The sequence below is a fragment of the Robinsoniella peoriensis genome, assembly GCF_000797495.1.
In the GTDB taxonomy this organism is placed as follows: domain Bacteria; phylum Bacillota; class Clostridia; order Lachnospirales; family Lachnospiraceae; genus Robinsoniella; species Robinsoniella peoriensis.
Genome location: NZ_JTGN01000014.1, coordinates 82,213 through 105,186, shown reverse-complemented (window position 1 = coordinate 105,186; position 22,974 = coordinate 82,213). Strand labels below are relative to the sequence as shown.

General features: G+C 42.4%; 16 protein-coding genes. 11 read left to right on the top strand and 5 right to left on the bottom strand.

Annotated features, from left to right (window positions below):
- Nucleotides 1-13 precede the first annotated feature (13 nt).
- From QR40_RS23860 to QR40_RS23845, 4 genes are all read left to right on the top strand, one after another.
- Nucleotides 14-2,308 carry a xanthine dehydrogenase family protein molybdopterin-binding subunit gene (locus QR40_RS23860; protein ID WP_242858581.1) on the top strand — a complete coding sequence of 765 codons (2,295 nt, stop codon included), beginning with the start codon at nucleotides 14-16 and terminating at the stop codon, nucleotides 2,306-2,308.
- Nucleotides 2,305-2,874, top strand: coding sequence for a nucleotidyltransferase family protein (locus QR40_RS23855; RefSeq protein WP_027294745.1), 570 nt, complete (start codon nucleotides 2,305-2,307; stop codon nucleotides 2,872-2,874). The genes QR40_RS23860 and QR40_RS23855 overlap by 4 nt, the downstream gene beginning before the upstream one ends.
- A gap of 116 nt (nucleotides 2,875-2,990) precedes the next feature.
- On the top strand, nucleotides 2,991-3,224 hold the full coding sequence (locus tag QR40_RS23850; protein ID WP_027294744.1) for a hypothetical protein: 234 nt from the start codon (nucleotides 2,991-2,993) through the stop codon (nucleotides 3,222-3,224).
- Nucleotides 3,225-3,420: 196 nt separating this feature from the next.
- Nucleotides 3,421-3,891 (top strand): methylglyoxal synthase, encoded by a 471-nt coding sequence (locus tag QR40_RS23845; protein WP_027294743.1) that lies wholly within the window; start codon nucleotides 3,421-3,423, stop codon nucleotides 3,889-3,891.
- A 90-nt stretch (nucleotides 3,892-3,981) separates the two neighbouring features.
- Here the strand turns inward: QR40_RS23845 and QR40_RS23840 are convergent, their stop codons facing one another.
- The gene (locus QR40_RS23840) at nucleotides 3,982-5,277 is read right to left on the bottom strand and encodes an MFS transporter (RefSeq protein WP_242849114.1); all 1,296 of its coding nucleotides are present in this window, start codon (nucleotides 5,275-5,277) and stop codon (nucleotides 3,982-3,984) included.
- A 199-nt stretch (nucleotides 5,278-5,476) separates the two neighbouring features.
- Between QR40_RS23840 and QR40_RS23835 the strand changes: the two genes are divergently transcribed.
- Entirely contained in the window at nucleotides 5,477-6,283 is an 807-nt protein-coding gene (locus QR40_RS23835; protein WP_242858580.1) for a helix-turn-helix transcriptional regulator, read from the top strand.
- 37 nt (nucleotides 6,284-6,320) lie between these two features.
- On the opposite strand, the gene QR40_RS23830 is transcribed toward QR40_RS23835, so the two are convergent.
- Nucleotides 6,321-7,340, bottom strand: coding sequence for a LacI family DNA-binding transcriptional regulator (locus QR40_RS23830; RefSeq protein ID WP_044297075.1), 1,020 nt, complete (start codon nucleotides 7,338-7,340; stop codon nucleotides 6,321-6,323).
- Nucleotides 7,341-7,706: 366 nt separating this feature from the next.
- Here QR40_RS23830 and QR40_RS23825 point away from each other — a divergent pair, with 366 nt between their 5' ends.
- The gene (locus tag QR40_RS23825; protein WP_044297073.1) at nucleotides 7,707-10,094 is read left to right on the top strand and encodes a glycoside hydrolase family 31 protein; all 2,388 of its coding nucleotides are present in this window, start codon (nucleotides 7,707-7,709) and stop codon (nucleotides 10,092-10,094) included.
- A gap of 107 nt (nucleotides 10,095-10,201) precedes the next feature.
- Here QR40_RS23825 and QR40_RS23820 read toward each other — a convergent pair whose 3' ends face one another.
- Nucleotides 10,202-12,808 carry a cation-translocating P-type ATPase gene (locus tag QR40_RS23820; RefSeq protein ID WP_044297072.1) on the bottom strand — a complete coding sequence of 869 codons (2,607 nt, stop codon included), beginning with the start codon at nucleotides 12,806-12,808 and terminating at the stop codon, nucleotides 10,202-10,204.
- Nucleotides 12,809-13,507: 699 nt separating this feature from the next.
- Between QR40_RS23820 and QR40_RS23815 the strand changes: the two genes are divergently transcribed.
- Together QR40_RS23815 and QR40_RS23810 are read left to right on the top strand one after the other, a co-directional pair.
- Nucleotides 13,508-16,444: an insulinase family protein gene (locus QR40_RS23815; RefSeq protein WP_052431032.1), complete on the top strand. Its 2,937-nt coding sequence runs from the start codon at nucleotides 13,508-13,510 to the stop codon at nucleotides 16,442-16,444.
- A gap of 181 nt (nucleotides 16,445-16,625) precedes the next feature.
- Nucleotides 16,626-17,612 (top strand): Gfo/Idh/MocA family protein, encoded by a 987-nt coding sequence (locus QR40_RS23810; RefSeq protein ID WP_044297070.1) that lies wholly within the window; start codon nucleotides 16,626-16,628, stop codon nucleotides 17,610-17,612.
- 154 nt (nucleotides 17,613-17,766) lie between these two features.
- Here the strand turns inward: QR40_RS23810 and QR40_RS23805 are convergent, their stop codons facing one another.
- Entirely contained in the window at nucleotides 17,767-19,470 is a 1,704-nt protein-coding gene (locus tag QR40_RS23805) for an ABC-ATPase domain-containing protein (RefSeq protein WP_044297069.1), read from the bottom strand.
- 312 nt (nucleotides 19,471-19,782) lie between these two features.
- Here QR40_RS23805 and QR40_RS23800 point away from each other — a divergent pair, with 312 nt between their 5' ends.
- Nucleotides 19,783-20,355: an N-acetyltransferase gene (locus tag QR40_RS23800; protein ID WP_044297068.1), complete on the top strand. Its 573-nt coding sequence runs from the start codon at nucleotides 19,783-19,785 to the stop codon at nucleotides 20,353-20,355.
- A gap of 75 nt (nucleotides 20,356-20,430) precedes the next feature.
- Here the strand turns inward: QR40_RS23800 and QR40_RS23795 are convergent, their stop codons facing one another.
- On the bottom strand, nucleotides 20,431-21,192 hold the full coding sequence (locus QR40_RS23795; protein ID WP_027294732.1) for an HD domain-containing protein: 762 nt from the start codon (nucleotides 21,190-21,192) through the stop codon (nucleotides 20,431-20,433).
- 236 nt (nucleotides 21,193-21,428) lie between these two features.
- Here QR40_RS23795 and QR40_RS23790 point away from each other — a divergent pair, with 236 nt between their 5' ends.
- On the top strand, nucleotides 21,429-22,202 hold the full coding sequence (locus QR40_RS23790; protein WP_044297067.1) for a formate/nitrite transporter family protein: 774 nt from the start codon (nucleotides 21,429-21,431) through the stop codon (nucleotides 22,200-22,202).
- A 21-nt stretch (nucleotides 22,203-22,223) separates the two neighbouring features.
- Nucleotides 22,224-22,913, top strand: coding sequence for a Crp/Fnr family transcriptional regulator (locus tag QR40_RS23785; protein WP_027294730.1), 690 nt, complete (start codon nucleotides 22,224-22,226; stop codon nucleotides 22,911-22,913).
- Nucleotides 22,914-22,974 lie beyond the last annotated feature (61 nt).

Here is a 22,974-nt window from a genome sequence, read left to right as displayed (position 1 = left end):
ACAGGAGGAACGTATGGAGATGAAACAACGATTAGTGAATACACCTGTGATGAAAAAAGATGCCATGGCGCTGGTAACAGGACAGCCCGTATATACAGAAGATCTGGCTCCCAAAGACTGCCTGATTGTAAAAGTACTCAGAAGCCCTCATGCCCATGCTCTTATTGAAGAAATAAACACTGCGGCAGCACTTAAAGTTCCGGATATAACCGGTATTTATACCTATGAGGATGTACCGGAGAAAAGATTTACAATGGCGGGGCAGACCTATCCGGAGCCCAGCCCTTATGACCGTCTGATTCTGGATCAGAGAGTACGGTTTGTGGGAGATGCAGTTGCAATTGTTGCAGGAGAAACAGAAAAGGCCGTGGACAGGGCGATGCGCCTGATCAAGGTGAAATACCAGGTCTGCGAACCTGTGCTTGATTTTCACAAAGCAAAAGGAAATGATATTTTAGTTCATCCGGAAGAAAACTGGAAAAGTCTGTGTCCGGTTGGGGCTGATAATAAGCAGAACCTCTGTGCCCGGGCCAGTGATGAACACGGTAATGTGGAAGGCGTTCTTGAAAAATGCAGATACCGTGTGGAACAGACATACCACACCAAGGCGAACCAGCAGGCGATGATGGAAACTTTCCGTACGTTCACTTATATGGACGTCTATGGAAGGCTGAATATTGTATCTTCAACCCAGGTTACGTTCCATGTAAGAAGGATCCTGTCACATGCACTGGATATTCCCAAATCGAAGATTCGTGTCATAAAACCCCGAATCGGCGGTGGCTTTGGCGCTAAGCAGACTGTTGTAGCGGAGGTTTATCCGGCATTTGTCACCATGCAGACAGGAAGAGCGGCGAAGATCATTTATTCCCGCTATGAGTCACAGATTGCCTCTTCTCCACGGCATGAAATGGAGATCAAAGTAAGGCTGGGTGCGGATGAAGAAGGAATCATCAGGGCAATTGATGTCTATACCCTTTCTAATACAGGCGCTTACGGGGAACACGGACCGACTACAGTTGGGCTTTCCGGACATAAATCCATTCCCCTCTATGGAAAGGTGGATGCATTTAAGTTTGCCTATGATGTTGTGTATACCAATGTAATGTCTGCAGGTGCATATCGCGGATATGGGGCAACACAGGGGATATTTGCAGTGGAATCTGCAGTGAACGAACTGGCGGCACAGATGAAAATGGATCCGATCGTATTGAGACAAAAAAATATGGTGCAGGAAGGCCAGGTTATGCCTGCGTACTATGGAGAAACAGCCAACAGCTGTGCCCTGGACCGCTGCATGGCACGGGGCAAAGAGATGATAGGCTGGGATGAGAAGTTTCCCTGCAGGGATATGGGAAATGGAAAAGTCAGGGGTGTAGGGGTAGCAATGGCTATGCAGGGATCCGCTATTTCTAATGTAGATACTGCATCGGTTGCCATCAAAGTCAATGATGACGGATTCTACAGCCTGATGATCGGAGCTTCCGATATGGGAACGGGATGTGACACCATACTGGCACAAATGGCGGCAGACTGTCTGAACTGCCGCATGGAAGACATTGTGGTGCATGGAGTTGATACGGACATCTCGCCTTATGATTCCGGCTCCTATGCATCCAGTACCACTTACCTTACCGGGATGGCAGTAGTGAAAACATGTGAAAGTCTGATCCGCAAGATCTGTGAAAAGGGTGCTTGTTATCTGGGTCTTATGACAGAACAGGTGGATTTTGACGGTGAAAAAGTATATGAGACAGACGGAGATAAATCCATCTCCTTAAAAGATATCGGTAATCATGTAATGTGTAATAATGAAGAGGCGCTTATGGCTTCCGAAGCACATTCTTCTCCTGTATCACCTCCGCCGTTTATGGTTGGATTGGCGGAAGTAGAGATTGATAAAGAAACCGGACATATTGAATTGATTGATTATGTGGCGGTTGTGGACTGTGGAACAGTGGTGAATACTAATCTCGCCAGAATTCAGGTAGAAGGCGGTATTGCCCAGGGAATCGGCATGGCGTTATTCGAAGATATTACTTATTCCGAAAAAGGACAGATGTATCAGAATTCGTTTATGCAGTATAAGCTGCCAGGCAGACAGGATGTAGGAAATGTCAGGGTGGAATTCGAAAGCAGCTACGAGCCCACAGGACCATTTGGAGCAAAATCCATTGGAGAGATCGTAATAAATACACCATCACCGGCAATTGCACATGCAGTATATAATGCAGTCGGGGTGCAGATACGGACACTCCCAATCACTTCTGAAAAAATATATTTTCATATGCAGGAGAAAGATTCATGAACCTGGCATTAATTCTGCTGGCGGCTGGAAACAGCCGCCGTTTTAAAAGCAACAAACTGTTATATGAAATAGATGAAAGTCCTATGTATCTCCATATTGTGAAAGAAATTGAAAAATTACCCGGGGATACATTTGTATCAAAAATCATTGTTACGCAATATCCCCAAATAGAGCAGGAAATGAAAAAGAGAGGATACCGCACGATTCGGAATGCCCACAGTGAATGGGGGATTTCTCATTCCATTAAGTTAGGCATAACAGCGCTTTGCAGCGAAAATAATATTGTGGATGGAATCTGCTTTGCTGTTTGTGATCAGCCCTTTTTAACAGCGCAAACCATAACGGCGCTGATTCAGACCTGGACGACGGGCCAAAAAGGTATTGCCTGCCTGAAATATAAGGAACATACCGGTAATCCGGTTATCTTCCACTGGAAATACAAAGATGAACTGCTGGGTCTGGAAGGTGATACGGGAGGGAAAAAAGTCTTGAACAGGCATAAGCAGGAGGCAGTGTATTGTGAGATTACGGATGGAAGAGAATTAGAAGATATGGATTTTCAATAAAGGACCCTTTTTATAATTTAATGTGCCAAAATCGGGAATATAACTCAGCAGCGCCGAATATATATAATACAGGAGTATTTTTCTTTGCAGGGGCAAAGGTAAAAGGGGGCGATTATATGAAGCGGCTGAATCACGTATTTCCTGTAATAGTACTGATACTGTCATGTGTTTTCAGTGCATTTCTGGTGCTTGATTTTTGCAATCCGGCGATGAATCTGGTGGATACGAAAGTTTCTCATTTGTTGTTATGGGCATTTTGCATTCTATCTATCATATGCACCGTGAACCGGATGTATGAGCAGCGCAGGCAGGAAGTTTTATTTGGGGATGATCCTCAAGAATGGTGCTGAATTAAGGGGCAGACAGGGCAAATAGTAGAAAAATATTTTCAGGATGGTAAATAATGAAAATATATATTATAATAAATCTGAGCATATCTGAAAATTCAATAAATCCGGATAAGAGGTAAAGATGCACATCCGGATTCAGATCATTTTCAGGTTGCGGATGAATACTATATTTGAATTATGAGAGGAGCATTGTATTATGAAAGATGAATACATTGAATTCACCATCGGTAAGCAGAAGAGTATTGCCCTGATTGCCCATGATGGAAAAAAACAGGAATTAATTGATTGGTGTGAAGCGAATAAAGAAATCCTGAAAAATCATTTTCTATGTGGAACAGGAACGACAGCAAGAATGATTACCGATAAGACAGGACTTCCTGTAAAAGGCTACAACAGCGGTCCATTAGGCGGAGATCAGCAGATCGGTGCTAAAATTGTGGAAGGCAATATTAACTTTGTAATTTTCTTTTCTGATCCTCTGGAAGCACAGCCTCATGATCCGGATGTTAAGGCACTTCTTAGAATTGCCCAGGTTTATGACATCCCCATCGCAAATAACAAGGCTACGGCAGACTTTATGATCACTTCCAAATTCATGGACAGTGAGTATAATCATCAGGTCATCAACTTCAAGAGAAATATTCAGGAGAGAGCAAAAACATTGTAAAAGAGATGTTTTGAAAATGAATATGGTGAAGAAATAAAAGTCTTTTTTCCAGAGAGTTGTGGAAAAAAGACTTTTTTGAATTGTGTATCTTTATATCTTCTTAAGTACAAAATGCACATAACAGGAACATCCAATGATCAGTCCACCTGACAGCACGAACAGGAACTGCATTCCGCTGACAGCCATGCCAAGGAGATTCCCTGCAGGCAATATGGTTAAGAGTGCAGCGCCCAGCAGACTGGATGCAAATCCGATCATACCGGCATAGGCACTGTTGGCTCCTACAAAAAGCATTTGCTTGTTATCCGGTGCATACTGGTATTGCACGTTAAATACCGAAATGGCAATTCCACCCCAGGCGATTCCGGACAGTGACTGGAGAATTGGCTGCAGGACCAGGCAGGTTTCTTTTGTCATAAAGAACCAGCTGATATGTACACAACCAAGAAGCAGCATGGAGGTCTTGGTAACCCAGAGCCAGGATTTGCGATCCGCCAGCCTTCCCCAGATGCCGGATGCAAATACTCTTGATAAAGATGCGATCAGCCCCAAAAATGTCATATAGGTGTAATCCAGGTTCAGCCCGGTTACCATATAAACACTGAAAAATGGAGCAGCAATCTGGAGACCCAGATTCCAGAATCCATAAAATCCGATGATTTTACGAAAGCCTTTATTTTTTAATGGTTCCGTAAAAACGTGTTTCAGGCGGGTCCGTTCTTTGTATTCCTCCTGGATCGGCTCTTTGGCGGAGGAAAAACAATAGAAATTAACAAATGTCATGGCAAGGACTGCCAAACCGATTGTTAAAAAGCCTGCCTGTTCGGCATTCTGATAGCGGAACCAATCCAGCAGTTTTCCCATGGAAAGAGAAACGATGGTGGTAAAAGCCAGTGCCTTTGCATCCCGTTTGCCAAGGTAAGAACCAAGTTCTCTTCCGGGTACCAGTTTTCTCAGCCAGTTTCCCGCTCCGGTTCCGATAAATGCTCCGCATCCATGTGCTGCTGCGAAAATGCCTACCACGGCGGCAAGCCGGAAGGCAGGTTCTCTGACAAACAGAGGCACAAAGAAAATCAGGGTCAGCAGCAGGCGGTGCATCAGGGCAAGAAATGCGATGATAAATTTTTTCTCACGGAGGTTTTCCAGAACTACCGTGGAAAAAAGCTGTACCACGCAAAGCAATGTGGGGATTGCGCCGATAATTCCATTCAGGGAGTCATCGGCCCCCATCATACTTGCGTATCCGGAGAGGAAGGCTCCGCTGGTCAGGGCGAGAACCCCGTTTGCCATGCTTCCTTCCAGGACGAACAGGCTTCGGCTTCTCTTAAAATCGGCTTCATTCATTGGCTGACGGCTGTAATAGGTATCAGAAATAAATGTTCTCATGTGAGTTATAGCATACATGATAAAAATACCTTTCTTTTTTTCGCAATATTTGATATTCTGTATGTAATTTGAGGCGCCATCAAATTAACTCTATTTTGTCATTAACAGGCGTTTTCTACAAGAAGAGAAATGGCGATAAAAACATGAAAATTCCGACTTTTCAAATACATGGGAGGAAATGATGGAAAGCTTTTTACACTTGAAAGGAATTCTTCCGGTTACAGCATGGAATGCCGGATATTTTAAAAGCAGGGGACTTGGAACCCATGCAGACCGAACAATTGATTCATTTGAAATTATTTATGTGAATTCAGGAACACTTGGGATTTATGAAGAAGGGAAAAAATTTGAAGTTCCAAAAGGGCATGCTTTGATATTGTTCCCGGGAAGACATCATTGGGGAAGCAGACAGTTTGAAAAAGACCTTACATTTTACTGGATTCATTTTCAGATAGACAAGAAGGCGGAAGCCGGGGATGATATGATGTCACTGCCTCAATTGGTGCGCCTTGCGAAACCCGAACAATTTGTGGAGCTTTTCCGGCGTTTCATAAAACGGCAGGAACGGTATAGTGAAGACAGAACGGTATTAAATTTAATATTACTGGAAATTTTATGTGAATTATCTGACTCTGCATATCCCTTGGAAATCAGCACGACCAAAGTGGTATTGGCAAACCAGGCAGATCAGTATATCCGCCTGCATTTGAACGAGACCCTGTCATCTAATCTGATTGCAGAGGCATTATCCTGTAATCCCGACTATCTGGGGCGCATTTATCATGAGATATATAATAAGACACTGACGGAGGCGATTCATACATATCGGTTGAATAAAGCCAGCCGGCTTCTGATCGAAACGTCTGCCAATGTAAATGAAATTGCAGACCTGTGCGGGTATCCGGATGCCGATTATTTTCGGAAAAACTTCAAAAAGTACCGGGGCATGACACCCAAAGAGTATCGACAGACTTACTGTCTGGTCTCTACGGATATTGAGGAGTAAAAGGATTTGCCAAAATAATTACACTGGCCCTTTAAAACTAATCAGTGAAATTCAGATCCTTAACGGAAGCACGTTCTACCAGTGCTACATCCAGTGTAATTTTCTGTGTGCGGGCATCCTTGTTTTCTAACTGTAAAAAGAGCTGGCTTGTAACAGTTTTTGCTTTTTGTATGATGTCCTGGCGGATGGTGGTAAGTGGAGGTGTGATCTGGCGGCTCAGTGGAAAATCATCAAAACCAATTACCGATACGTCCTGGGGCACATGAATATCATATTTTTTAAAACCTTCAATCAGTGAAAAGGCGATCTGGTCTGCGGTAACGAAAAGCCCGGTAACTTTTGACAAAAGCGGCTTTAATTTCCGGGCAAGGGTAGGATCATTTACCGGATCGTGAAAAGGGAAAATATATTCTTTTCTTAAGGGGCAGCCGTGTTTAGACAATGTATCCTGAAAACCCATTAAACGCTGTTCCACAACCCCATTTTTCTGAGTGATCTCAGGGCTGATAAATGCCAGGTCAGTATGACCGTTTTTGATAAAATATTCTGCCGCAAGTACTCCGCCTTTATAATCGTCAATCCCTACATTTGTGATCTGGGTGATGGGACTGTAGCTGTCTGTGAATACCAGCGGGATTTTATTGGCTGTGAGGATTTCACTCATGACTGAATCAAAAGCGCCTACGAAAATGGCACCTTCCACATTCCAGGAGCGCAGGCTGTATGTAACATCTTTGTAGTCACTGACATAGCGCAGAATCAGAAAATATCCTTTTTCCTGTACATACCGGGTAACTTCTCCCAGAAAAATGGCATGGTAAGAATCTTCCAGGGGGTTACCGTCTCCATGGGTAAGCATGAGAAGGGCAATCAGCCTGGAAGATTTCGCTGCCAGAGCCCGGGCGGACGAATTGGGAACATAACCCCGCTTTGCTGCAATTTCTTTTATTTTAACAGCTGTTTTTTCCGAAACCTTCGTTGTATTTCCATTCATAACGCGGGACACAGTCATGATGCTGACGCCTGCTTCTTCGGCAATATCTTTTAGTGTGATCATATGCTACCTCTTTCCTTAACCCTGAACATGTTTAAAATGCCTGAACCCGGCTGGTTATTCCACTTTGCGTGATGTGGCGGTGGAATTTTAACCTTTATGTGAATAGACATATTATACAAATATTATAGAGGAAAATCAAGATATTGTACAAAGTTTAAAAAGGATATTGACATTGTTAATCGTGAATGGTATATTTATATCATGGTTAGGTTAACGCTAACCTAAGTCCGGATAACAAGTCGGATATCTGTAGGAAACGGGGTATCTGACCCTCCTGGCAGCCGCCATACGGACGTAATCGCATGTCCGCCTGGCGGCTGCCGGGGGGAAATAAAAAATTGACAGTAAAGAAAGGAATTGAAAATGATGGATCCCATTTATAAAATTGATGCCAGTCCTTTATGCAGTGAGGGTGCTGCAGTTCAGGGTGAGCATTACCGTATTACCGTTTTGACAGCCCAGTTAATCCGATTAGAATTCAGCGAAGAAGGAAGGTTTGAAGACCGGCCTACACAGAGTGTCTGGAACCGTAATTTTCCAGTTCCGGAGTTTCAGGTATTTGATAAGGGTGGGAATCTGGAAATTGTAACTGAATTTATACATATGATTTATAATAAGGAGAGATTTTCCTCCAATGGGCTGTCCCTTCAGGTCAGCGGCAAAGGATGTACGACGCATAATATCTGGCACTTTGGGGAAGAATCAACGGATCTTAGAGGTACGGCAAGAACGCTGGATGAAGCAGACGGCGCAATACCCCTGGAACATGGTCTGATTTCAAGAAATGGCTATGCAGTTATGGATGACAGCAGATCACTGTTACTCACGGAGGAAAACTGGGTAGAGCCGCGTAAAGGTGAAGTCATGGATTTCTATTTCTTTGGATACGGACATGAATATGAGAAATGCCTGAAGGATTTTTACCATCTCTGCGGCAAGACGCCCTTGCTCCCCAGATTTGTGTTTGGCAACTGGTGGAGCCGATACCATAAATACACGGAAGAAGAGTATAAAGAATTGATCCTGCGTTTTGAAAGAGAGAAAATTCCTTTTTCGGTCGCAGTAGTTGACATGGATTGGCATTTGGTTGATGTGGACCCTAAATATGGAAGCGGCTGGACGGGATATACCTGGAATAAGGATTTCTTCCCGGATCCCAAAGCATTTATGGCATGGCTTCATGACCATCATTTGAAGATAACATTGAATGTACATCCTGCAGATGGAGTCAGGGCATTTGAAGAACCTTATCTTGCTATGGCGAAAGAACTTGGGGCTGACTGGGAGAAAGAAGAGACGATCAACTTCGACGTAACCAGTCAGGAATTTTTAAATGCGTATTTTAAATACCTGCATCATCCAAACGAAGAGGATGGTGTGGATTTCTGGTGGCTGGACTGGCAGCAAGGGAAGAATACGGCGATAGAGGGACTGGATCCGCTTTGGATGCTGAACCACTATCACTATCTGGACAGCAGGCGTAACGGGAAAAGGGCTCTGACTTTCTCCAGATATGCAGGGCTTGGAAGTCACAGGTATCCGGTTGGCTTTTCCGGGGATACGGTTATATCCTGGGAATCCCTGGATTTTCAGCCTTATTTCACCGCAAATGCAAGTAATGCAGGATACGGATGGTGGAGCCATGATATTGGCGGTCACATGTTTGGTTACCGGGATGATGAATTGTCAGCCAGGTGGGTACAATATGGTGTATTCTCTCCCCTTTTAAGACTGCATAGTACGGCAAATCTCTTTTCCGGAAAGGAGCCCTGGAAGTACAATAAAATTGCAGAAAGCATTATGAAAAAATACCTGAAGCTGCGGCATGAACTGATTCCTTATCTCTATACCATGAATCGCTATGCCAGCCGTGACGGGCAGCCGCTGGTACGCCCAATGTATTACCTGGAGCCGGAGCAGAAGGAAGCTTATGAGGTACCAAATGAATATTATTTTGGAACAGAGCTGATTGCCTGCCCGATTACAAAACCGGTTGACAAAAAAGCAGCGGCAGCTTCATTTACAGCCTGGCTGCCAAAGGGAATCTGGTATGATATTTTTAATGGACGGGTTTATGAGGGCGGCAGGAGATTATCTTTGTACAGAGGAATCGAGGATATTCCGGTATTTGCCCGGGCTGGTGCAATTGTACCAATGGCGGATCTGGATGAGTATACAAATTCAACCACGAATCCTGAAAAATTGAAGATTGCCATTTATGCAGGGGCGGACGGAGAGTTCCACCTTTATGAGGATGATGGAAATTGTCCGGAGGATTTAGATGAAAATTGGGCTGATACAGAGATGACATTCAGATGGGATGAAAAAGCAGTATTTACTATTGGCGCAGCAAAAGGGAATACTTTGGTTATCCCTCAGGAGAGATCCTATACCCTGGAAATCACAGGAGTTACAGAAAGCCCGGTAACTGTTCTTGCAAATGGCAGGCAGGCCGGGGCAGATGTAAGCTATGATGAAAGAAAGCATACATTAACGGTCAGAATCCCGAAAAGGGCTGTTACAGAGGAAGTCATCGTTTCCTTTGAAGATGGAGTGGAGCTGGCAGAAAATGAAGTGGTGTCCGAGACATTTGCTTACCTGGAAAAGACACAGTTAGAATATAATCTGAAGGAAGAGATTTATTTCATTGTAAGAGATGCAAAGAATGCGCTCCATGCTGTGTCAGCTTTGCAGGCGCTGGGGCTGGATGAGATGGTGTTTGGGGCTTTATGTGAGATTTTAACTGCAAAATAAGGAAAATATAAAACAATTGAAATCAAATCAAGTGAAATACAAAACAAGCGCTCCGGGAACAAATATTTGTTCTCCCGGAAGCGCTTGTTTTGTTTCAATGCGATGTTCTATTTTCTACGGCTTCTGATTGCCTTTAATACCTGAATAACCGGAAGATTGACAAGAGCCAGACCATAAACGGTAAACAGCTGCTGCATACTCAGGTCAGCAACCTTAAATACGCTGTGTAAGCCTGGTGTCAGGAGTACTGCGTTGATTAAGACAAAACCAATTAAGAAAGCGCCGATCAAAAACTTGTTATTAAAGAACTTTCTCGTAAAGATTACAGGATGGTCGGATTTACTGTTGAATCCATGAACCAGTCTTGCCATACAAAGTGTTCCGAATGCCATTGTGCTTCCAACGGCTGCACCGCCTGCACTGTTGCCAAGTAAAAAGGCAATCATTGTAGTAGCGCCGATAGAGAGCCCTTCCACGCCAATTCCAACCAGAAAATCTTTCGTAAGGATAGATTCATTTTTTGGGCGGGGCTTTTCTTTCATTACATCGCCGGTATGAGGCTCAAGACCCAGGGCGATTGCCGGGAGACTGTCTGTCAGCAGGTTGATGAACAGCAGGTGTACCGGGGCAAAAGGTACCGGCAGTGCCATGATAGAAGCGTAAAGTACAGCTAAAATCGCACCAAAGTTTCCGGATAAGAGGAATTTGATGGAATTTTTAATGTTAGCATAGACATTACGTCCATTTTCTACTGCTTTTACGATAGTAGCGAAGTTATCATCGGTTAATACCATAGAGGCAGCATCTTTTGCAACTTCACTTCCGGTAATTCCCATAGCAACACCAATATCCGCTTGTTTCAGTGCAGGTGCGTCATTAACACCATCGCCGGTCATGGATACAATGTTGCCTTTGTTCTGCCATGCCCGGACTATACGGATCTTATGTTCCGGTGAAACTCTGGCATATACACTGATGTGCTCTACGAAATTTTCAAGCTCTGCATCGGAGAGATTTTCAATATCTGCACCTTCACAGGCTTCCGAGATATCTTTTAAAATACCGATTCTTTTTGCGATCGCGGCAGCAGTTATTTTGTGGTCACCGGTAATCATAATCGGTTTAATACCGGCTTGAATACATTTTGAAACCGCTTCAGCGGATTCTTCACGCGGCGGATCCATCATGGCAATCAATCCCAGGAAAGTAAGGTCGTCTTCAAAATCCACGGAAAGTGATGCAGGTGCAGGCAGGACTTTGTATGCAAATGCCAGGACTCGAAGTCCATTCATGGAGTAGTGTTCATTCATTACGGCAAGATCTTCAGCATCCTCCGGAGTAAACGGACAGGCTTCCCCTTTTTTCTGAATGGAGGTGAGACGGTTGCTTAATACATCTACGGCACCTTTTGTAATCATGATGATTCGTCCGTCAATGTTGTGTAAGGTGGACATAAGCTTACGGTCACTGTCAAAAGGTATTTCACTGATACGCGGGAATTTTGCACGTGTAGGAAGTGCTGCCACGCCTACCTTGTCACCAAGGTTAATCAGTGCAGTTTCCGTAGGATCACCGATTTCTTTTCCGTCCAGATTCGTAGAATCATTGCAGAGAATACTGGAATATAATAGTTGTTTTTGGTAAGAGTCTCCAGAATCAATGTCTTTGGCTGCAATGTTTTTTCCGTCAATATAGTAATGTTCTACTGTCATCTTATTCTGGGTCAGTGTACCTGTTTTATCCGAACAGATAATAGAAACGCTTCCCAGTCCTTCCACTGCCTGCAGCTTTCTGACAATCGCATGTTCCGCTGCCATTTTCTGTGTTCCGAAAGAAAGCACAATGGTTACAATCGAGCTTAAGGCTTCCGGTATGGCGGCTACAGCTAATGCAATAGCAAATAAGAAGGAGTCTCCGATTGGATTTCCACGGAAAATGTTAATTCCAAATACCAGAGCACAGACTACTAAAATAAGTATGGACAGTTTTTGCCCAAAGTTATCCAGATTAACCTGCAGTGGGGTTTTTTTCTCAGAAGTGGATTTTAAAAGACTGGCAATTTTGCCCACTTCCGTTTCCATACCGATTGCGGTAACCAGGAAAGATCCTCTTCCGTAGGTTACAAAACTGCCGGAAAACAGCATGTTAGTCTGGTCACCCAGAGGCTTTTCTCCTGAAAGTACCTGATCCGTCTTCTCTACGCTGACACTTTCACCGGTAAGAGCGCTTTCGTTTATTTTAAGGCTTGCATTTTCAATAATACGTCCATCTGCTGGAATATAATTCCCGGCTTCCAGAACAACCAGGTCACCAATGGTTACCTCGGCGGATGGAATTTCATGTACAATACCGTCTCTCATAACCTTGGCGGATGGAGCAGACAGTGTCTTTAAACTATCCAGTGACTGTTCTGCTTTCAGCGTCTGGACAGTACCCAATATTGCGTTTATGGTGATAACAACAAGAATTACAATTGTGCTCTCAATATCTCCTAAAAATCCGGATACGACAGCGGCAACGATTAAGATAATAACTAAGAAATCTTTGAATTGTTCCAGAAAAATCTGTAAAGTGCTTTTCTTTTTTCCCTCAACCAGTACATTTTTACCGTATTTGTTCTGATTTGCAATGGCTGCATCAGTGGTCAGATATTCACTGCTGCCATTTACCTGTTCCATAACTTCTTCTTTGGAAAGGGTGTAATAATTCTTCATATGAATGCCTCCTTTATATGGTTCCTTGTATGCATAAAAAAAACGATCCTCCTATTGCATACAATTCACGCTGCAATAAAAGTCTCGCTACTTAGTTACGATACGGATGGAAACCATCGTACTGACGACATCGTAAACACTTGCGTGTTAGCTACTCCCTTTTACTTCTTTAATAAAGATAAGACAAAATTGAGAAAATGTCAAGGGAAAAATATTTTTTAAACCTGGCAGAATTGTATTTGCAGCATTATATCTGTAGTATTTGACAAAAAAGTGGAAATTACTCAAAAGTTTTTGATGAATATGGGAATCAGTGAAGCTAACAGGCTAAACATGATGACAAATGAAATTCCTATTTTTCATTTTTTATATCCTCTTTTATGTTTAATTAGATATTCTGTAAATTTGATGACATGTAAGGTTTGTTTAAACGCAGATATATAATACTATCTTTGTGTTTATTTAAGATCATAAATGTATTGAAGTGTAAATTTAATGTCATGAATTATGATTTCATTCAGGAATCAGGATTTGTTCGTTAATGCACAGGTTTTCTAAATTAAAGTGTGAATACGGGGGGATATGGTTCTGGAAATCCCTTGAGGTACTGCAAGATAGGAGTAAATGGTTGCGTATTCTGAATTTATCGACTATATTATAAATAGTTATAAATTTTAATATGTATAAAGGAAAACAATAGTGACAGAGAAAAATAGCAATATTTTAGAAATGACAGATCCGGTATCCGGATTTCGGGTAAAAGAGAAAAGCGTGATCGGACAATTAGGAGCTGATATTACATTATTTGAACATGAAAGGAGTGGTGCCCAGGCAGCATGTATAAAAAACGATGATCCGGAATTGGGATTTAGTATTATCTATAGGACTCCATATGTGGATGAAACAGATACCAATCACGTATTTGAACATGCAATTCTGGCATCTTCCGAAAAATATCCCAGCAAGGATATCTTCTTTGATATGGGTAATAAGAGTTATAATACTTTTTTTAATGCCTTTACCTATCCAACGTTCACGATTTATCCGGTGTGCAGTAAGAGTGAAGACCAGTTGATAAAAATGATGGATGTTTACTTAAGCTGTATGGTCAGTCCCGATATATTAAAGAATGATAATTTCTTTAAAAGAGAAGCATTGCGGTATGAACTGGAAGATGTGGATAGTCCTATTCTCATGAAGGGAACGGTTCTGAGTGAAGACTTTGGTTATTTGACAGATGTTGAGAGTAATGCAGATGATAATCTGATTCATGCATTGTATCCCGGCTTATATGCCTCAAACTGTATTGGGAAAGCCCACCTGAATTATAAGGGACTTACTTATGAGCATACTTTGCAGACTTATGAACGTTTTTACTCTTTCAGCAATAGTCTGATCATTCTTTATGGAGATATGGACTTTAAAAAAGTAATGGACTTCATAGAAAAAGAATATCTTTCCAAATCGGAAAGGAAACAGATCGATTTAAGCCAATATACCAACGAGCAGGTCCGGCCCGGCTATGTGGAACAGATAGTGGATAGCCCGGCATATGAAGAAGATAACGCAGACCATGCTTCTATTGTGGATTATGCCGTGGATTTGTCCGGGTGTTCCTGGGATGATTTAATATATTGGGGCTTTATTACCGATATGATGAATAATGAAAGTTTTGTATGGCATGATTATGCAAAAAAGGCAGGTCTTCATAATTCTATGACCGCTTTTATTAATGTAGATACTTCTTTTCCCTATCTGGTATTCCGCCTGTTGGATGCGGATGTAATGCAGAAGGAGTCGTTTAAAGATTCGCTAAACAGGGCGTTAAAAGATTTGTCCGAAAATGGATTCAGTCCGGAAATATACCGGGCATGTATGAAGAGCAGAGAACTTGCAGAATCACTGATGCGGGAGGCAACTGCTGTGGCAGTTGACGTTTCGGAGGAAATTGCCACCTATTGGACCAGTACAGGCAGAATCGATTATCATAGCAGATATCAGGACTGCTTTTGCAGAATTTCCCGGGATAAGGAGCAGTTGATTTTAAAACGGCTGGTAAAAGAAGCTTTAGTGCCCAAACGGAGTGCTTTTGTTGTGACGATACCCAAGCCGGGGCTGGCGGAACAGATGGAGCAGGAACGGGATGATTATCTGAAGAAGATGAAAGAGTCTATGTCAGTGGGGCAGCGACAGCAACTGGTAGAAGATACCAGGAAGTTTCGGGAATGGAATGAAACGGAACAAAGTAACAGCAGTTTTATGATTCAACCAAAGGAACTGCCGGATCTGGAAAAGGCAACTTCTTATAGAAAGAAAAAATTTGGGGATATGGTAAGCTATACTTGTGCGGCACCGATTGAACATGCGGGCAGTTTTCGGATTTATTTTGATATCAGTTCCGTGCCGGAAGAGGATTTCTTCTACTTGGCACTTTATGAATTGCTGCTTACAGAACTGGATACTGAAAAGTACACGGCAGACAAGCAGAAAAATATTGCAGAAGAATACTTATATGATTTATCGGTTCATGAACTGTATCCCGGAGCAGAAGCTGGGGAAAACAGCAGGCCCATGTTAGTGGTGAGCTGGGAGGGGCTGACAGAGGATTATGGAACCGCACTGGATTTTCTCCTGGAAGTGATGGGTAATATTAAGTTTCATCAAAGAGAAGAAATGATCCGGGTATTAAATAAATCCCTTCCGGATTATGATTTGTCCAGAACCGATGACCCCATGACATTGGCGGAAGATCTGGCACTGGGGTATATCAGGAACAGTGCCCGGTTTTATAATGCGGTAAACGGACAGGATTTATATCGTTTCCTGAAAAAGATTCTTCAAAAACTGGAGCAGGATGCAGACTATCTTAGCAGTGTAGTAGTTAAATTAGAAGAAATAAAGAAGAGTGTGATGCATAGAGAGAAGCTTATCATAGCATCTGCAGCAGCTTCCAAAGCACTGTCAAAGATAGAGAAAACGGCGGTCGATAAACTCAGCCAGCTGCCGGTACTGAAAAAGAAGATGCTGAACTACGGTGATTTTATGGATGCTAAGAGAAAGAAGGGAATCTGCGTGGAGTCTTCAAATCAATACAGTGCTGCAGTGGGAGACTTCAGGGGCGATAAAAATTTTAAAGGGAGATATCTGCCATATTTAATGGCGGCTAAAGACAAGTATATCATACCTCAGATCCGTTTCCGTTCAGATGCCTATAGTGCAGGGGTCACGGTAGGAGATCCTACAGACGGAACATTCTGTCTTTACAGTTATGGGGATCCCAATGTAAAATCTACTCTGGATATTTTTGCGGGTACGGCAGATTTTCTAAAGAGGATGGAGATTACGAAAGAAGAACTGGATGGTTATATTTTAAATGCATATGGTCTTGTGACAAAGCCTTTGGGTATTCTTGACAGAAGAATGTGGGATATGCGTCTGTCCATAAGCGGCGCAGATCCGGCTGTGGTGAATCATATGATAGAAGATATTAAAAACGCATCGCTGCAGGATCGGGAAGCTGCTGCAAACACCATAGGGGATGCTTTGAAAAGAGGAGCTGTGGTGACGGTGGGAAATGAGTCGAATATCAGGGCAGCCGGAAATGTTTTTGATGAAATAATAAATTATAAAGAATAAGCAGTGAATAATTTTATCTTAAATTTGGGTTTCGCTGAGTAATGACGCTTTGTAGATGTAGGTAGTGTACGGAAAGATGGGTGTGGGAAACTGGCATGGGCTCCGTCAGCTGGCCGCAGAACTGGTATTTTCTAACCTTATAAAACATATCGAATAAACAAATAAGAGGAGGAAGAAACAAATGATAAATTTCGCAGTTATTGGAACAAATTTTATAACAGACCGGTTATTAAAAGCCGCAGAACATTGTGCCGGTTTTCAGCTGTATGGGGTATATTCGAGAACAGCCCAGAGGGCAAAAGAATATGCAGCCCGGTATGGAGCTCCCAAAACGTATACTACGTTGGAAGAACTGGCGGCAGATGAAAATGTAGATGCAGTTTATATCGCAAGTCCTACTTTTTTACATGCTTCCCAGTCTCTTCAGATGTTAAATGCAGGAAAACATGTCCTATGTGAAAAACCGATTGCTTCTAATACATCTGAATTAAAGAAAATGCTGGAAGCGGCACAAAAAAATAATAAAGTGTTATTGGAAGCTATGCGTCCTGTTTTTACTCCCGGTATGAAGGCGGTGGAAGAGGGAATGAAGAAAATTGGAACAGTGCGCAGGGTTCATTTTACCTATTGCCAGTATTCTTCCAGATATGACAAATTCAAAGAGGGGGTTGTTGAAAATGCATTTAAGCCGGAGTTGTCAAATGGGGCGATTATGGATATAGGAACCTATTGTATTTATGCTGCGTCTTATTTGTTTGGGAAACCAAAAGAAATGAAAGCTGTTGGTGTGCAGCTGGAGGGCAGCATTGATGGTACGGGTTCTGTGCTCGCAGATTATGGCGACTTTCTGGCGGAACTCGTTTATTCTAAGATAACTAACAGTTATCAGGTCAGTGAAATTCAAGGGGAAAAGGGATGTATGATCATTCCGCATATTAACATTCCGGAAGAAGTAAAAATCCGTTATTATACAGGGGAAGAAGAGTGCTTATTTGCAGAAGGACTGCAGGATGATATGCAGTATGAATTAAATAGGTTTATGGGTTTTATGAATGATAAAGAAGAAAAAGAAATTAAGATTTACCATGAGGCCAGTCTTAATACTATGTGGATGATTGATGAAGCGCGCAGGCAGCTTGGAATAAAATTTCCTGCAGATTTGAATTAATCAGAATGGAAGATGGCTGTAACACGAGCCGCTGGGGTCAGACTGGATACAAATGGTTTCAGGAGGTTTTCCTGAAACCATTCTTTTGTAAACATCCATTTTCTTTACATTTATGTGTCTATAGCCTGAGGTATCCGTGGAAATATTAGATAACTTATAAATGGAAAGACCGGTAACGGTTAAAGCAGGCAAAAATCTCCTGATCCCTTGGCATAGCCAGATTCACGGGGAGGTAACTGCCGGATACAATGCCTGACAGCCCTTTGCTTTCAACCATACGGCGTATGGTTGAGACAATACTGCGCAGGTCATTTCTGCCATCCAGCAGGTGGTTCTCGGCATATGCCAAAATGTAGCCAAGTGCGGCTGTCTGTTCGGAATCTACAAGCTGCTCTACGAAGCGTAAGTCTATTGCTTCGTGATTAATCAGTAAAGAATCTTTACCCATAGTCTTCATTTTCAGTCGGTTGTTGTTTTTGACATCGGGGTTGGGACTGGCGGCACGTTTGTAGGAAGGCATAGGTGGTACTGATTCCGGCTGTGTTACTGCGGGAAATGCCTGAGCTTCCTCTTTGGCAAATGCTGTAATCTCTTTAGGTTCGTATCGGTCCATCTGCAAAATACAGTCTGCGATATGAAAATAGGATCCGGAACTGCCGGCAACTATAATGGAGGAGATTCCTTTTTCTTCAAACAGATAACGAGCTCTTTCAATAAAAGGAGTAATCGGTTCCTGATTCCGGTTTACAACACGCTGCATCAGTTCATCCCGAATCATAAAATTGGTAGCACAGGTATCTTCATCAATCAGAAAGAGCGAAGTGCCGCTTTCCATTCCCTCTATGACATTTGCCGCCTGGGAAGTACTGCCGCTGGCATCTTCCGTACAAAATGAGGTGGTATCTTTTTTGTTTGGCAGATTGTTGACAAACATTGAAATGTCTGTGCTTTTAATGCTTCTGCCGTCTTCGGCGCGTATCTTTAATGCCGAATTCTCCGTTATGACATATTCTCGTCCGTCACCGGAAATGTGGTTGTAAACGCCCAGTTCCAGGGCCTTTAAAAGAGTGGATTTACCATGGTAGCCACCGCCGACGATTAAGGTGATTCCTTTTTTTATACCCATTCCGCTGATACTTCCGCGGTGGGGGAGCGTAAGCGTAACTTTTAAGGATTCCGGAGAAACAAAAGCAATTCCATCCTTCATGGGTCTGGCTGAAACACCGGATTCTCTTGGCAGAATAGACCCATCTGCAACAAAAGCAGTAAGTCCCAGCAGGGGAAGCTGTTCCCGGATATACTTCTGGTCTTCTGCCAGTGAGATCACTGCTTGTACTTTCCCGGGATTTAATTTGCCATAGAACAGCGTACTGTTTACGCAATCCGGTAGGAAATCAAAGAGAATACGAATCAGTTGGGAGGCGTTGATGGTTCTTCCGTTTGCCGGAAAACCGGCTTCAAATCTGACGAGTACCTTACCCGTGGATGGATCTATTTCACAGGCAGTCCGTTCCAATATTTCCTGTCCGCAATGGCTGACGGTAATCAATCCGCTTTTGCCGGAACCTTTTGCCTTGAAATTATACTGGCTGATTTTCTGACTAAATAAACGAAGCAGATAATCCTGTAAAGCAATGCGTTTATGCGGGCAGTCAAATAAGACGGAAGGAAATCCCGCTTTTTTGCCGTCTACAGTCACGCTGAGTTTGGAGGGTGATGCAAAAGGATCGCCCTGAACATGGTCGATATTTAAGGTGTAAGTGCTAAAATCATAGCTGCCCCGGGTATCTTTGTATGCGGGATAGCTTTTGTGATCAATTGTTTGAAGCAGACGCTGCAGATCATTTGAATTTTTCATCTATGTCAGATCCTTTCTTTAGAGCAAATTATAGGTGTTCTTTTCTAAAAAACATATTACAGTAAAAGATTGAAAGATACAAGTATTTCGTTACGGATCTATTTGGGTTTTGCTGAATAAGACGCTTTGCGGGGATGGAAGTTATCGTCACAAAGCGTCTTAATCAGTAAAACTATATTGTTTTTTAAAGTTTTTTAAGGTATAATAGCGAATACAAAGCTTTAATTCGGAAGCAAATATTTAGAAAGATTGAGCTTGTCTGAAGAATCTATGCACAGATTGGTATGTTCAAACAAGCGGCAGGTAATTGAAATGAATTTAAGAAAATTAACACTGGAACAAGTCAGGGAAATTTATGCAGAACACCTGGTTTTTGATTTTCCTGAAGCAGAGGTAAAACCATTTTCACGTATCGAGGGTATGTGGAATGAAGGAGTTTATTCAGCCTATGGTTTATTTAAGGAAGAAGAGCTGACAGGCTATGCACTTTTTGTAACACCAGGAGAAGAACATTATGTTCTGTTGGATTATTTTGCAATATGCAGAGATAAAAGGTGTGGTGGATACGGCAGCCTGTTCTTAGAACTGCTTGCAAACAATATGACTTATGTGAAAGGAATTATCCTGGAGGTAGAAAATCCTGATTTTGCAGAAAAAGAAGTAGATCTGGGGATCATGCTGCGCAGAATTGCGTTCTATGAGAAAAACGGACTGCATCAGACGGAGATCACAAGTAAGCTGTTCGGTGTAGAATACCGAACCATGATACTGCCATTTAACGGGGAAGACAAAGTAAATGTCTATGAGGAATTAAGCAGAATTTACCACTGCATGTTTGAGGATGCTGTTTTTGAGAGATGGGTGGAAATAAGAGATAAGAAATAAACAGAACTTGAAATGCTACAGGGTACCATCAGAATCCGTCTTGTTTTATCACAAGCGGTGCTGATGGTATCTTTTTTAGGCTTTGCCGACATATTCTTTCAATGTATGTTGCATTTCATCCATGATTTTGCAGGTGTCAGGATTTTCATAGGGAATGCGTTTTATGATACGGCTGATAAATTGATGTTCCTCTATAATCTGCAGGCTTTCCCGGAAATTAATGTCAAAGAAATAAGCCAGATAGGATATCCAGTAATCGATCAGTGTTTTTCGGTCAGAGGAAAGGACAGATTCGTTTCGAAAGAAACTGTCGGCAACAGCCGGGCTGACAGAAGATAGTCCTACTTCAGCCGGGGATGCGCCCAGAAGAACTTCAATTGATTCTTCCAGTTTCACCCGGCAGTTATCTAACTTATCGGCATCCCGAATCAGTCGGGAATGAAGTAAAGTGCGGGAATCGTCTATAACCGGCAGGGTAAAATCACTGTGATGTGCAATTGCAGTTTTAATGATTCCATCCCACTGACTGTCTTCTACGAAACGGCGGATCATTCCATCTTCAAACAGAATCTGCACTCCATAGGAGGCATGGTCCATGGTATCCGGTTGAAAGCTGTCATAGCGTTTTAATTGTTCAAATCTTCCGATATCATGCAGCAGAGCGATAATTTTTGCCAGGCCGACATCTTCCGGTGAAAGCTTCATTCGGTCTGCCACCTCCTGACTATAGTCCATGACGCCATAGGTATGTATGATTTTCAGATTGATCTTATCGTTATTGCGGTCATAGCCATCTAAGTATTTCTCAAATTCTTCTTTTGCCTTTTTAAAGTCGATCATAATAATTCCTTTCTGGGTTTGCCATAATTAATGAAATACTACTGATAAAGATAACACAGATGGGGGAATGCTTCAAGAGAACATTACATCCTTCCTTGAACTGCAGAACAATTTATGCTTATTAATTTTTGTCAAACTGTGACGATCATCACCGACTGATGAATCCTCCTGGGATATAATAATTAAGAAAAGCAATAAAAATGATACACAAGAGGAAAAGGAAGGAGATTTATATGTTTCAAGAGGAAGTAGGACTTGTAGGAAATGCATCAAAAGCGAAGGTAAGTCTGCTAAAAAATAATCCGTTGGGCTATTTTCTGGCGTCTATATTTGGAGGGATGTACATAGGATTTGGTATATTGCTGATATTTACTGCAGGAGGGCTTTTAAATGCTGCAGGCTCACCGGCGACTAAGATTGTTATGGGAGCATGTTTTGGCGTTGCTCTGAGCCTTGTTGTGATTGCAGGAGCAGAGTTGTTTACCGGCAATAATTTCGTTATGACCGTTGGGCTATTCAGAAAAGAAGTGACATTGAAAGATACCCTGGCTTTATGGGTAGTCTGCTGGGTCGGGAATCTGCTGGGTTCTGTTATAATAGGTGCGTTATATCATGTTACGGGACTTGCAAATGGTCCGGTTGGAGAGTTCATAGCAAAGACAGCAGAAGCCAAGATGGCAGTTTCTTTCTTGCCATTGCTGACAAGAGGGATATTATGTAATATACTGGTATGTATAGCAGTATGGTGCGGATTTAAATGTAAATCCGAAGCAGGTAAGTTAATCATGATCTTCTGGTGTCTGTTTGTGTTTATTACGGTTGGATTTGAGCACAGCATCGCAAATATGACTCTTTTAACCGTGGGACTTTTTGATCCATATACTTTTGCAGTCAGCCTGGGAGGATTTGTGTACAACCTCTTAGTGGTTACACTGGGCAATATGATTGGAGGAATCTTTTTCGTAGCTGTTCCTTACTGCGTGATAGCAAAGCAGAGAAAAAAATAATCAGAGATAAGGAGCACCTGTATGAAAGAGATATCCATAAATGAAATGAAAAAATTAGATTTTTTCCAGGAAATCCCCTGCAGCATGATTCAGACGATCTTAAACCAGTCCATGGTGGTATCTTATGAAAAGCCAGAGGTCATTTTTCATGCTAAGGATAATGTGAACTTTGTGTATATTATTATCAGTGGAAAAGCATCTATTTACAATATAACGAAACATGGAAATCGCAAGATTATTTTCATACTGGGAAAAGGGAATCTGATCAATCATAATATTTTAAGTGAAAAGCCGGTATCAGTATTTTGTGAAGCGGTCTGTCCGTTAAAGCTGCTTCAGATCAGAAAAAAGGACTTTTTAAAATGGATGGACCAGGAGCCGGCTTTGATGCATGCGGTAATGAGATCCTACGAGCGCTATCTGTGGAGAATGAGCCATCAATTGAAAAATACCACAGGCAATATGTACCTGGAACGCAAGATAGCTGCAAAGCTCTGGAAGCTGGGTCGTGACTTCGGCGTGGAAACAGAGGATGGAATTAAAATTGATGTGGAGCTGACCATGAACCTGCTGGCTGATCTGTTGGGAGCTCCCCGGGAAAATGTATCCCGGGCATGTAAGAATCTGAGCAGCAGAGAGCTGCTGATCTATAAGAACCGGCATTTTATTCTACCTATGCCGGATGAACTGGCGGCATTTTATAAGGCATAGAGCGACTGGAAAATAACCCAAACTTTTAAATTGCGCTCAGGCACACTTTAAAATAAAAAAG